This is a genomic window from Stenotrophomonas forensis (genome assembly GCF_028752115.1).
GTDB classification, from domain to species: Bacteria; Pseudomonadota; Gammaproteobacteria; order Xanthomonadales; family Xanthomonadaceae; genus Stenotrophomonas; species Stenotrophomonas forensis.
In genome coordinates, this window is the sequence record NZ_CP082270.1 from 2,810,485 (window position 1) to 2,823,214 (window position 12,730).

The following is a 12,730-nucleotide window of genomic DNA, read 5'->3' on the forward strand; positions in this document are numbered from 1 at the left end:
AGCTGCGTGCGGTACTGGAGGCTCCTCCCCCGTTCGGCGTTGTCGCTTCCATGTACCGCACTACCCTGAACCTGCTTGCCGGCGCCATCGCGCTGGGCCTTTCCGCCGGCGCTGCCGGCGCCGCTGAAACCGCCGATACCGGCAAGGACAGCACCACCCTGGGCGCCGTGCTGGTGACCGGCTCCAACATCAAGCGCAGCGATACCGCCGGGCCCAACCCGGTGCAGATCGTGAGCCGCGAACAGATCGAACAGACCGGCCGCTCCACCCTCACCGACGTGCTGCGCAACCTGTCGGCCAATGCCGGCAACAGCTTCGACGAGCAGTACACCGGCAGTTTCGCCGCCGGCTCGGCCTCGATCGGCCTGCGTGGCCTGTCGCCGAAGAACACGCTGGTGCTGGTCAACGGCTACCGCGTGTCCAACTTCGGTTTCGCGCTCAACACGCAGGACACCTTCGTCGACCTCAACGCGCTGCCGATCAGCGCGGTCGAACGCATCGAAGTGCTGAAGGACGGTGCCTCGGCGGTGTACGGTTCCGATGCCATCGCCGGCGTCATCAACATCATCCTGCGAAAGAACTTCCAGGGCGTGGAGGTCGGCGGCGGTTTCGGTACTGCTACCCAGGGCGGCTTGAACGAACGCAAGGCCAACCTGCTGGCCGGCTTCGGTGACCTCGAACAGCAGGGCTGGAACGTGCTGTTCGGGCTGGACCTGCTCAAGCGAGATCGCCTCGACGCCGATCAGCGCGCCTACACCCGCAGCGGCGATTTCCGCGACAAGCCCGGTGGCCGCCTGGCCGGCTGGTCCACTGCCGGTGGCAACTGGCTGTCCAACCCACGCGCACCGCAGCCATTCGCCAACTGCCCCGATGGCAGCCAGTTGCGGCCGTACAGCGATTTCGGCAGCACCCTGCCCGGCCAGGCCTGCGCCTTCAATGCACAACCGTTCAAGACGCTGCAGCCCGGCGCCGAGCGCCTGCAGGCGTCGTTGAGTGCAACCTACCGCTTCAACGACAGCGTCGAAGCGTTCGCCGACGTGCTGTACAGCCACAACAAGGCCGACCAGATCTTCAGTGCGCCGCTCACCGTCGGCCCCGGCCTGCGCGCCTACAACCCGGCCACCGGTACCCTGATCGACGTGTCGGCAGCGCTGCCGGTCGGCCACCCGAACAACCCGGGCAACTCGCCGTTGCCATTCGAGTACACCTTCTTCGACCTCGGCCCGCGCCTGAAGGACAACACCCAGGTGTTCTACCGTGCACTGGCCGGCGTGCGTGGTAGTGGCGAACGCTGGGACTGGGAGGTGGCGGCGCTGACCTCGCAGAGCGCGCAGCGCGAATACGTCGACAACTTCGTCAACCGCTACGCGTTCGAGCAGATCCTGCGCGATGGCAGCTACAACTTCCTCAATCCGTCCAGCACGCCGGGCGCGCTCGATGCCCTGCGCCTGCAGACCAAGCGCCCCGGCTGGTACAAGCTGCACGCGTTGAATGTGAAGGCCTCGACCTCGCTGTGGGAGCTGCCGGCCGGTACGGTCGGCTTCGCCTGGGGCGCCGAATTCCGCAAGGAATCGCTGGATGCGCGTACCAGCGCGCAGGTGCTGTCGGGCACCGAACTGCGCCCGGCCATCAACGTGGTCAACGGCGAGCGCCAGGTCAGCGCCGCATACGCCGAACTGAGCGTGCCGTTGCACCGCACGCTGGAACTGCAGCTTGCCGGCCGCGGCGACCGCTATGACGACTTCGGCAAGGCGTTCTCGCCGAAGGTCGCGCTGCGCTGGCAGCCGCTGGACAGCCTGTTGCTGCGCGGTTCGTTCTCGCGCGGCTTCCGCGCGCCGTCGCTGCCGGAGATCGCGCCGGGCCAGACCGTCAGCTACGGCTCGGTGATCGATCCGTTCGACCCACTGCAACCGGGTGGCAGCCGCGGCGTGACCAACATCCGCACCGGCAACCCGGACCTGAAGGCCGAGCGCTCGCGCAATTTCAACGTGGGTGCGGTGTGGTCGCCGGATGGCGATACCAGCATCGGCCTGGACTGGTACCGCATCGAACAGGACAACCTGGTCAAGCCTGACAGTGCGCAGTTCATCGTCGACAACCCGACCCTGTTCCCGGGCCGCGTACAACGCGAGAACGGACGCATCCAGTTCATCACCAACCAGTACGCCAACCAGGGCGAACTGACCACCTCGGGGCTGGACCTCGACGCCAGCCGCACCTTCCGCACCGACGGTTGGGGCAACTTCACCCTCGCCGGCAGCTGGACCCACCTGCTCAGCTTCAAGCAGCCGCTGGTGGCCGGCCAGGCGCCCTATGACGGGGCCGGCAACAACCGCCACGGCGCACTGCCGCGCACCCGCGGCACCACGTCGTTGAACTGGGCGGTCGGCGACTGGAGCAGCACGCTGAGCCTGCAGTACGTGAGTGGCTACGACCAGCGTGTGGCGACGGCCACCAGCAATCCGGGGCTGCGCGACCGCATCAAGCCGTATCACCAATTGGATCTGTACGTGGCGTACGAAGGCATTGCCAACACCACGCTGTCGCTGTCGGTGCTGAACCTGACCGACAAGGACCCGCCGTTCGACCCGGCTGGCGGCTCCAGCGGCTTCGACATCAGCCAGTACAACCTGCGCGGGCAGTTCGTCTCGCTGGGGGCGCGCTACCGGTTCTGATGCGGCTCTACAAGGGTGTGCGGACCAACGGTCCGCACCCACCACAGCGGTCGTGCATCAACGGCTCAGGTGCAGGAACTGCAGGTGCCGTTCGTACTGGCTGATGATGTCGTTGATGATCTGCTTGCGGCTGTAGCCGACCAGGTCGTAGTCCTGGCTGCCCTCGAACAGATGCACCTCGGCGCGGTAGTAGCGCTGGTTGCGCAGCTGCTGCGCGGCGAACGACGGCGTCAGGTAGCCACTCAGGATCACCCGGTACAGGAAGTCCTGCTGTTCGCCGTGGTTGACCGACAGCTCCATGTCACCCGCTTCGAAGCGGGTGGTCACGTCCCAGCCCTGCCCGCGCAGCTGCTCGGCCACCGCTTCCATCGCCGGCTTCACCGTGTCGTCCATGAAGCGGTAGACCTGATCGCGCACCGGGAAGTGCATCGCCTGGCTCAGGCGCTGGCGCCAGCCCTGGTGGTGGCGGTCATCGCCGATCAGCGGCGATGGCCGGTACTGCAGCGCGCGCTTGCGATGCGATTCGTCACTGAAGGCGCGGGTCAGGCCCCACATCATCAGCAACAGCACCGCCGAGAACGGCAGCGACGCCAGCACCACCGCCGATTTCAGCGCATCGATACTGCCGGCCAGCAGCAGGCCGGCGGTCAGCACCGCGATCACCGTGCCCCAGAACACACGCAGCCAGCGCGGGCCGTCATCCTCCGGCGCACCGCCATGCGAGGACAGCGTGGACAGCACTACTGCCCCCGAGTCGGCCGAAGTGACGAAGAAGATGAAGCTGACCAGCACCGTCACCGCAATCACCGTGCGGCTCCATGGGTAGCCATCCAGCAGCGCATACAGCACCGTCGGTGGATCATCCACGGCCAGCTGCGCCAGCTGTTGCTGGCCGTGGTGCAGCACCTGGTCCAGCGCGCTGTTGCCGAAGATCGACAGCCATGCCAGGGTGAAACCGAGCGGTATCAGCAACACGCCGAACACGAATTCGCGGATGGTGCGGCCACGCGAGATGCGCGCGATGAACAGGCCGACGAACGGCGCCCAGCCGATCCACCAGGCCCAGTAGAACACCGTCCAGCCACCCAGCCACTCCGGGCGGCCGCCATAGGCGTACACGTCGAAGCTCTTGCCGACCACGCTGCCCAGGTAGTCGCCCAGGTTCTGCATCAAGGTGCTGAGCAGGTACTGCGTGGGGCCGGCGCACAGCATGAACAGCACCAGCGCGATCGCCAGCAGCATGTTGATGTTGGCCATCCAGCGCACGCCCTTCTCCACGCCGGAAACAGCCACGGCCACCGCCGCGCCCATCATGCTGACCACCAGGATGATCTGCACCAGGTTGGAGTGCGGGATGTTGAACAGGTGCGACAGGCCGGCATTGAGGTGCAGTACGCCGAAGCCCATGTCGGCGCCGATGCCGAACACGGTGGCGACGATGCCCAGCGCGTCCACGGTGTAGCCGATCGGGCCGTTGATGCGCTTGCCGATCAGCGGGTACAGCGCCGAACGCAGCGCCAGCGGCAGGTTATGGCGGTAGGCGAAATAGGCCATCGCCATTGCCGCCAGCGCAAACACGCCCCAGCCATGCAGGCCCCAATGCAGGAACAGCAGCTGCATGGCCTGGCGCGCACCGGCCTCACCCGCTGCGGGGTCACCCTGCGGCGGCTGCAGGTAATGGGTCAGTGGTTCAGACACGCAGAAGAAGAACAGGGTGATGCTGATGCCCGCGGCGAACAGCATGCCGGCCCAGGACAGATAGCTGAACTCCGGCTCGTCATGGTCGGCACCAAGCTTGATGCCGCCATACTTGGAAAGCGCCACGCCGACCACGAATACCAGGTACAAGGTCATCGCCAGCAGGTAGTACCAGCCGACATTGAGCGCGGCCCAGTCCTGGGCCTTGACCAGCAGGCGGCCCGCACCCAGCGGAAACAGGCTGACGAACAGCGCGAACGCCACGACAACGATCGCCGCGAAGGCGAACACAGGCCGAAGGGTGCGCACCGGGGATTGTTGCGGCTCCAGGGCTTCCATGGGGCGGCGTTCTCCGGCAGATCAAAGGATTAGCCGACCGATTCTGGCTGAACCGCAGTGGACAGAGCATGAAGTCGCGGCCGCGGGTCACGGCCCGCGCGCGCGCTTTCGTGCTATCGCGCGCGCGCCGCTGTGCGCGCCTTGCATCACGACATCACATGCACCGCGCACAGCTTGTTGCCGTCTGGATCGCGCAGGTAGGCCAGGAACAACTGGCGTCCGGCCATGTTGCGGATGCCGGCCGGATCTTCGATGGCGGTGCCGCCATGGGCCACGCCGGCGTCCTGCCAGCCGCGCACGGCCTCGGCACTGTCCAGGGTGAAGCCGATGGTGCCGCCGTTGGCATGGCACGCCGGCTCACCGTCGATGGGGGCGGTGACGATGAACATCCGGCCGTCCTTGAAGTACACCAGGCGACCCTTGTCGTCGAACACCCCCGGGCGCGCACCGAGGGCGGTGAACAGGGCCTCATAGAAGCGGTGCGCGGCCTCCATGTCGTTCGTTCCAACAGTGATGTGGCTGAACATGCGGACACTCCTTGTGGAAAACCGCAGTGTCGGCGAGCGCAGGGGCGCATCGCAAATCCCCCCTCCTCGCGCCCTGGCTGCACAAGGTTTGTCGAGTGACGCACGATCATTCTATAATGGGAATCATTCTCATTAATGATCAATGCCGATGGCCGTGCCCGCCGCCTCCAGCACTGCGCTGGCGGGGTTCTACCGCGAACACCATGGTTGGCTGCTGGGCTGGCTGCGCCGCCGCACCCACAACGCCGATTGCGCTGCCGACCTGACCCAGGACACCTTCCTGCGCCTGCTCAGCCGTCGCGTCGATCCGGCCGAGCTGCGCCTGCCGCGTGCCTACCTCAGCACCATCGCGCACGCGCTGCTGGTCAACCATTGGCAGCGCGCCGACCTGGAGCGTGCCTATCTGGCCGCGCTGGCCGCGCAACCGGAGCCGGTGCACCCGTCTGCGGAGGAACGCACGCAGGCATTGCAGCTGCTGCATGCCATCGCCGACATGCTGTCCGGCCTGGCCGAGCGACCGCGGCGCGCCTTCCTGCTGGCACGGCTGTCCGGACTCGGCTATGCGGAGATCGGCCAGCAGCTGGGCGTGTCCGAGCGGATGGTCAAGAAGTACATGGCGCAGGCGATGCTGCATTGCCTGCGCTTGTCCGGCGACGCCACGGCATGAGCAGCGCGCTCGCCAGCCCGGCGCTGGAACAGGCCGCGGAGTGGTTCGCGCTGCGCCAGCAGGGCTGGAGTGACGGCGACCAGCAGCGCTGGCGCGCATGGCTGCACGCCGATGCCGGCCACGCCGATGCCTGGCAGCGGGTCGAGTCGGTCTGGCAGTCGTTCGCGCCGTTGTCGGCTCCCGCGGCAGCGAGGGCGGTGGACGCCGCTGGCCGTCGCCGCCGGCAGGCACTGCGCGGGCTCGGCGGCGCCCTCGGCCTTGGCGCCTTCTCGTTGCTCGGCCTGCATGCCGTGCAGCTGCAGCGCGGCCTGCAGACGCAGCGCACCGCCGCCGGACACACGGGGCATTGGACCCTGGCCGATGGCAGCCGGCTGTGGCTCAACGCCGACAGTGAAGTGTCGATCGACATCGGCAACGGCCTCCGCGACCTCCACCTGCTGCGCGGCGAACTGCTGCTGCAGACCGGGCATCTGCCCGCATTTGCCCATCTGCCGCTGTCGGTGCATGTACCGGGCGCGCGCCTGCAGCCGATCGGCACCCGCTTCGCGGTCGGCCGCGAGGCACAGGACAGCCGCCTGGATGTTTTCGAAGGCGTGGTGCGCTGCCTGCCGCTGTTCGGCGCGGCGCAGGACGTACCCGCAGGCGAGGCGGTACGGATCGGTCCAATGGGCGGACTGTCACCGATCGATGCCGATCCGCTGCGTGGCGACTGGCAGGACGGCCGACTGCAGGTGCAGGACGTGCCCCTGATCCGCGTCATCGACGAATTGGCCCGCCACCATCGCGGCTACCTCGGGTGTGATCCGGCGCTCACCACATTGAACGTCACCGCCGTACTGCCACGCCTGGACAGCCTGCAGGCCCTGCAGCTGCTGGCCCGCGCCCTGCCGATCCGCATCGAGCAGCGCTGGCCGTGGTGGACCGTCGTGCGTCCCGGGTGATTCGTGGTTCCCTTTCTGCGCGCTCGGCGGGCACTACAAGGGAACCCATTGCGGATGTTGCCGCCCCCATGAAACTACCCTGCCCCTCCCCTCGCCCGCTGGCCATCGCGCTGTGCCTGGCCCTGACCACCCCGTGCCTGTTGCCGGCCCCCGCCCATGCACAGGACACCGCTGCTGCCGTTCGCTGGCAGATCCCCGCGGGTGCGCTCGACCGGGCCCTGACCGCATTCGGCCAGCAATCGGGCCTGTCCATCGCCGCCGACGCGCGCCTGACCCGGGGCCGCCACAGCAACGGCGTGCAGGCCACGCTCGGCGCCGATGCCGCACTGGCACAGCTGCTGGCCGGTACCGGCCTGACCTTCCAGCGGGATGCCAGCGGCGTGGTGCTGCAGGCGGCACCCAACGCCGAGGCAGCGGTGCGCCAGATCGGCACCCTGCGCGTGGCTGGCCAGGCCAGCGAAGGCGCTTCGCCGTGGGGCCTGTCCGATGCCGATGCGGTCTACCGTGACAGCGGCTCGCGCGTGCACCTGGACCGCCAGCAGCTGGAGCGCTTCCGCGGCCAGTCGATCGGCGACGTGCTGGCCGGCGCGGTCGGCGTGCACACCGCTGACGTCCGCAATGGCGGCGCGCTGGACGTCAACATCCGCGGCCTGCAGGGGCAGAATCGGGTGCCGGTGATCATCGACGGCGGCCAGCAGGCCATCGACGTGTACCGCGGCTATGCCGGCGTGCAGCAGCGCAGCTACCTCGATCCGGACCTGATCAGCGCGGTCAGCATCGAGAAGGGACCGAGCCTGGCCGCCAATGCCGCCAGCGCGATCGGCGGCGTGGTCTACATGGAAACGCTGAACGTCGATGACATCCTCGACGATGGGCAGGACTGGGGCCTGCGCGTGCGCGGCGGCGTGGCCGACAACAGTATCGACCGCACGCGCGTGTTCAAGCAGGTAGCGCGTGGCAGCGACAACCGCAACAGCCTGCGCGACCCGCGTGACTGGAATGGCAGCGTGGCCTTCGCCCAGCGCGGCGAAGACTGGCAGCTGGTGGCCGCCTATGCACGTCGCCGCCAGGGCAACTACTTTGCCGGCAGCAACGGCGCGCACCGCTACGACGACCAGCACCTGTCCAGCGGCGGCACCGGCATGTCCAGCCAGGCGGTGTCCAAGCTCTTCCATCCAGGCGATGAGGTACTCAACACGCATACCGACAACGAATCGGCACTGCTGAAATTCACCTGGACACCCGACCCCGACCAGCGCCTGGAGCTGAGCCACCGCTTCTTCAACTCCAGCTTCGGCGAGATCATGCCGTCGGCGATCGGCCGCGTGGGCGAGTCCAACGAATGGGTGACCTACGTGGACAAGGCCAACACCATGTTCCAGTTCGAGCCCGGGAAAATGCGGGTCAATGCCACCTCGCTGCGCCACCGCTACCGGCCCGAGGCACACCCGTGGCTGGACCTGAGCAGCACGCTGTGGCTCACCACCGCCACCAGCCGCATGTTCAACAGCAACATCGCCAACACGCCGCTGTTCAAGAACTATCCGGGCGACGCGATGCCCGACACGCTGGGCGAGACCTACGGCCCGGGCCTGCAGTCGGACGTGAAGACCCAGCGCTGGGGTCTGGACAGCAGCAACACCACCCGCTTCAGCAACGGTCTGGGTGAGTGGACGCTGCGCTACGGTGCCGCCTTCCAGCATGAGGACACCGCGCCGAACTCGCCGGTGCTGCCGGTGGACTACAACAACAACCGCTACCTGCGCTCGGGCACGCGCCGCGAAGCCAGCGTCGTCGCCTCGCTGCAGTGGCAGCCGTGGGACTGGCTGTCGCTGACCGCGGGCGGGCGCTTCATCGACTACCGCACCCGTGACCGCAACCGCGTGGCCTTCGTCAGCGAATCGCGCGACCTGCGCTACACCTTCGCGCGCCTGAGCAAAGGCGGCCAGCTGCTGCCGGGCTGGTACAAGGAGTGGTACCCGGACGCACAGGGCAACTACACGTATGACTCGCTACGTGCCACGCCCTATGGCGACAGCACGCTGGGCCAGGCCTATGACTTCGATGGCTTCATTCCCGATCCGCGCGGCGCCAATGGCTTCTACACCAAGCAGATTCCCACCGCGTGGGGCTACAAGCCGGCGATCCGCCGCTCCGGCCATGGCTTCGCGCCTTATGCCGAGGCTCGCTTCAACCTCGATGAGGACATGTTCTTCTACGTGAAGTACGCGCAGGGCTGGAAGATGCCCAGCCTGTTCGAATCGACACTGGGCAACAGCACCTCGGCGCCAGTGGCCGACCTCAAGCCGGAAAAGAACCGCTCCTGGGACATCGGCTTCAGCCTGCTCAAGCAGGACCTCTGGCGCGAAGGTGACCGCCTGGCGTTCAAGGTGGCCTGGTTCAAGAACGATATCGACAACGCGATCACCCGCCGCTTCGATTCCAGCAACTGGGCGTTCTACGTCGACAACGTCGACAACTACACGGTGTCCGGCTACGAGCTGCAGTCGGGCTATGACGCCGGCATTGCCTACCTGGACCTGTCGGCCAGCTACTACCAGCGCGCACGCACCTGCGATGCGGCCACCGCCAAGCGCCTGCGCGAAGACCCGTATGCCAAGTGGAGCAAGCTGGATACCACGCCGGACTGCGTGGACGGCGGCTTCGGTACCTCGTTCGTCAACGCGCAGAACCCGCCGAAGTACTCGATCCACAGCACGCTGGGCTTCCGCCTGTTCGACCGCCGCCTGGATACCGGCATTCGCCGCACCTACAACAGTGGCCCCACCCATGAACTGGACAAGCCCTGGAACACGACCGGTTCGACCGGCCTGCAGAACATCTACCTGCCCACCGCGATCTATGACTTCTACGCGCGCTGGCAGTTCACCCCGAAAGCCGAGGTGGAACTGGTGGTCAGCAACCTGCGCAACACCTACTACATGGACACGCTGGCGATGAGCCTGATGCCAGGCCCGGGCCGCACCACGCGGCTGAACTTCACCGCACGCTTCTGAGCCCTGCGGATACGACAGCGCCCCGGAGAGGTCCTCCCCGGGGCGCTTGCTTGCGGCGGCTCACGCGCTGGTAGCTGCCAACCGTGGTTCTGGTAGGCACCAACCTTGGTTGGCACAGCGGCTCAGCTCTGGTGGGTGCCAACCTTGGTTGGCACAGCGACGAACTACTTCGCGGTACTGAGCAGCAGCACCGCGAACGTGACCAGCGCGATGCCGACCCAACCGATCGGACGCAGGCGGTTGCCGAACAGCAGGCGGCCGCAGGTAGCGGTACCGATCACACCGATCGCACCCCACATCGCATAGGCGGTGGCCAGGTCCATGTAGCGCACCGCCTGGCCCAGCAGGGCGAAGGCGATCCAGACCATGACGATCGCCGCAACACCCCAGCGCCAGCGGCGGAAGCCTTCCGACTTGGCCACCATCATGTTGGCGGCGACGTCGATCAAGGCCGAACAGATCACGAAAAACAGGGCCAGGGTGTTCATCAGTGCGCCTCCCCGAGGGTGACGCAGACGATGCCGACCACCGCCAGCACCAGGCCGGCCAGCTGCTGCAATGACAGGCTCTCGCCGAACACGGTGACGCCGACCACGGTCAGCAGGGTCAGGCCGAGGCCTTCCCACACCGCATAGGCCACGCCGACCGCGATGCGACGCACCGAGAGCGCCAGGAAGTAATAGGACAGCGCCAGCGCGCCAGCCATGACCAGGTAACCGGTCCAGCCGCCATCACGGGCGGCATGGGCCATGAACGAGGTACCGACCACTTCGGCGACGATCGCCACGGTCAGGCAGGCCCAAGCGACCAGCGCGCCACGGGCGGGAACAGTGCGGGACATGTGAAACTCCTTGCAGGGCGGGGACCGCGCCCCGCCATCAGTAGATCCACGCCATGCGTGGATGATCCGGAACGCCCCACAGACAGGGGCGACGACCGGCAGTATCATCGTCTTTTACGGTGGGATCAAAATGGATTCCATCGACAAGAGCGATGGATCAATGCCCTACTCTCCTGAATCCCTGCAGGCCTTCGTCGAAGCCGCAGCGCTCGGCTCGTTCTCGGCGGCAGCGCGCCGGCTGCGCAAGACCCAGTCGACGGTCAGCACCGCCATCGCCCACCTCGAAGCCGACCTGGGCGTGAGCCTGTTCGACCGCAGTGGGCGCTACCCACAGCTGACCGAAGCCGGCCGACAGGTGCTCGGGCATGCCCAGGAGATCCTCGCCGCCGATGTGCGCCTTCAGCAGTTGAGCGTGCGCCTGGCCGCACCGGTCGAAGCGCGCCTGACCGTGGTGTTCTCCGATGTCTACCAGCTTGATCCGGAGCTGCGGGTCCTGCAACGGTTTGCGGAGGCGTTCCCGGAAATCGAGCTGGAATGGCTGGATGCCGAAGGTGAGGACGTGCTGGAAGTTGTATGCAGCGGCAGGGCCGGCCTGGGCCTGCTGCCCAGGCAGGAACGCTATCCCGATGAACTGGTGGCCCGACCGCTGGCCCACCACAGCGAACTATCGATCTATGTGGCGCGCGACCATCCGCTGGCCGACGCCGGCCGCCGCGCGGCAGCCCAGCTGGCCCGGTACCGGCAGGTGCGATTGAGCGCCGAGGTCGAACATGCACGTGCAGCCACCGGGCTGGCGTGGACCGCCACCGACTACCTGATGGTGATGGAGATGACCGAGGACGGCATCGGCTGGGCCGAACTGCCACGCGCGCTGGTACAGCGCTATGACCGTGGGCAGCTGGTGGAACTGACCCTGCCCGGCTGGCCACGGCGTATCCACAGCGACCTGCTGTGGCGCCGCGACACGCCGCCGGGTCCGGCCGCCCTGTGGTGGGTCGACGCGTTGGGGTGAACCGAAAAAGGGGACGGAGGGAATTAAGTCGTTTGTGCCACAAACGACTTAATTCCCTCCGTCCCCTTTTTCGTCAACGATGGGCGAGTGCGTAGTCCAGGGCCGAGCACACTGCGGCCACCTGTGCGTCGTTGCACTGCTGCGGCGTGGCGCGCGGGCTGTCCGGGTAGACCTCGGTGGTGGTGGTGTACTTCGCACCGGTGATGCCCGCGCACAGCGCCAGCTTCTCCAGCGGGTACTCGATCACGCCATGGGCGACCACCGGCGAACCGATGATTTCGCCCTTGTCGTCGGCCGGGGCGATGTGGGTGACCTTCTCCACCGCGGCGATCACCGCCTGCTGGAACGCCGGCTGCGGGTTCGCGGTGTCGTCGACCAGGTAGAAGCCATCCGGGATCAGGCCCGGCTCGAACGGCTTGCCATCACGCGCCGCCAGGGCCGGGCGGAACTCGCTCTCGTCGCTGTCGGTGGTTTCATGCAGGTCGATGTGCAGCACGAACTGGCCCTGGTAGGGCGCGATCAGTTCGATCACGGCGGTCGACTCTCGCGCCGGGCCGTCGGCGCGGAAATTGCGGTTGGGGTCGATCGCATCGAAGTTCCAGCGGTTGATGCGCTCAAAGCCCCACGGGTTCACGCACGGCGCCACCAGCAGGTTGGCCTTGCCGGCATAGTCGGCGGCGTGCTTCTCGAGGAACTCCAGCGCACCCATCACGCCGCTGGTCTCATAGCCGTGCACGCCACCGGTGACCAGCGCGGCCGGCAGGGCCGGACTCCAGTCACGGCTGCGCAGGGCAAACAGGGTGTAGGTCTCGCCCGCGTAGTCGAGCTGGCCATAAGCCACCTTGTCGAAGCGCGAGGCCAGGGCCTCGATGCGCGGCAACACCTCCTGGTCATAGCGACGCAGGCGCTGCTGGCGGCCACGCCACTGGTCCCGTTCCGCCGCTCCCCACGGCTGGCCAGGGGTTCCGACGGGGTAGAAAGCGGCTTGGGACATGGCGGATCTCAGCGAGTCA

General features: G+C 67.1%; 10 protein-coding genes. 5 read left to right on the forward strand and 5 right to left on the reverse strand.

Features of this window, described 5'->3' with window-relative positions:
• The first annotated feature begins 50 nt into the window (after positions 1 to 50).
• Positions 51 to 2,675, forward strand: a complete 2,625-nt coding sequence (locus tag K5L94_RS13130; RefSeq protein WP_053449978.1) for a TonB-dependent receptor — start codon at positions 51 to 53, stop codon at positions 2,673 to 2,675.
• 57 nt (positions 2,676 to 2,732) lie between these two features.
• Here K5L94_RS13130 and betT read toward each other — a convergent pair whose 3' ends face one another.
• Both betT and K5L94_RS13140 read right to left on the reverse strand, forming a co-directional pair.
• On the reverse strand, positions 2,733 to 4,712 hold the full coding sequence (betT, locus tag K5L94_RS13135) for a choline BCCT transporter BetT (protein ID WP_274510631.1): 1,980 nt from the start codon (positions 4,710 to 4,712) through the stop codon (positions 2,733 to 2,735).
• A 146-nt stretch (positions 4,713 to 4,858) separates the two neighbouring features.
• Positions 4,859 to 5,239, reverse strand: coding sequence for a VOC family protein (locus K5L94_RS13140; RefSeq protein ID WP_006450259.1), 381 nt, complete (start codon positions 5,237 to 5,239; stop codon positions 4,859 to 4,861).
• A 148-nt stretch (positions 5,240 to 5,387) separates the two neighbouring features.
• On the opposite strand from K5L94_RS13140, the gene K5L94_RS13145 reads away from it, so the two are divergent.
• The 3 genes from K5L94_RS13145 to K5L94_RS13155 all read left to right on the forward strand — a co-directional run bounded on the left by K5L94_RS13145 (position 5,388) and on the right by K5L94_RS13155 (position 9,864).
• Positions 5,388 to 5,906, forward strand: a complete 519-nt coding sequence (locus K5L94_RS13145) for a sigma-70 family RNA polymerase sigma factor (protein ID WP_008264921.1) — start codon at positions 5,388 to 5,390, stop codon at positions 5,904 to 5,906.
• Entirely contained in the window at positions 5,903 to 6,847 is a 945-nt protein-coding gene (locus tag K5L94_RS13150) for a FecR family protein (RefSeq protein WP_274510632.1), read from the forward strand. Before K5L94_RS13145 ends, K5L94_RS13150 begins: the two co-directional genes overlap by 4 nt.
• 68 nt (positions 6,848 to 6,915) lie before the next feature.
• On the forward strand, positions 6,916 to 9,864 hold the full coding sequence (locus K5L94_RS13155) for a TonB-dependent receptor domain-containing protein (RefSeq protein WP_274510633.1): 2,949 nt from the start codon (positions 6,916 to 6,918) through the stop codon (positions 9,862 to 9,864).
• A 164-nt stretch (positions 9,865 to 10,028) separates the two neighbouring features.
• Here K5L94_RS13155 and K5L94_RS13160 read toward each other — a convergent pair whose 3' ends face one another.
• Positions 10,029 to 10,352 (reverse strand): DMT family transporter, encoded by a 324-nt coding sequence (locus tag K5L94_RS13160; RefSeq protein WP_053512188.1) that lies wholly within the window; start codon positions 10,350 to 10,352, stop codon positions 10,029 to 10,031.
• Positions 10,352 to 10,705 (reverse strand): SMR family transporter, encoded by a 354-nt coding sequence (locus tag K5L94_RS13165; RefSeq protein WP_053449983.1) that lies wholly within the window; start codon positions 10,703 to 10,705, stop codon positions 10,352 to 10,354. The genes K5L94_RS13160 and K5L94_RS13165 overlap by 1 nt, the downstream gene beginning before the upstream one ends.
• Before the next feature lie 160 nt (positions 10,706 to 10,865).
• On the opposite strand from K5L94_RS13165, the gene K5L94_RS13170 reads away from it, so the two are divergent.
• Positions 10,866 to 11,717: a LysR family transcriptional regulator gene (locus K5L94_RS13170; protein ID WP_053449984.1), complete on the forward strand. Its 852-nt coding sequence runs from the start codon at positions 10,866 to 10,868 to the stop codon at positions 11,715 to 11,717.
• A 73-nt stretch (positions 11,718 to 11,790) separates the two neighbouring features.
• Here the strand turns inward: K5L94_RS13170 and K5L94_RS13175 are convergent, their stop codons facing one another.
• Positions 11,791 to 12,711: a M14 family metallopeptidase gene (locus K5L94_RS13175; protein WP_274510634.1), complete on the reverse strand. Its 921-nt coding sequence runs from the start codon at positions 12,709 to 12,711 to the stop codon at positions 11,791 to 11,793.
• Positions 12,712 to 12,730 lie beyond the last annotated feature (19 nt).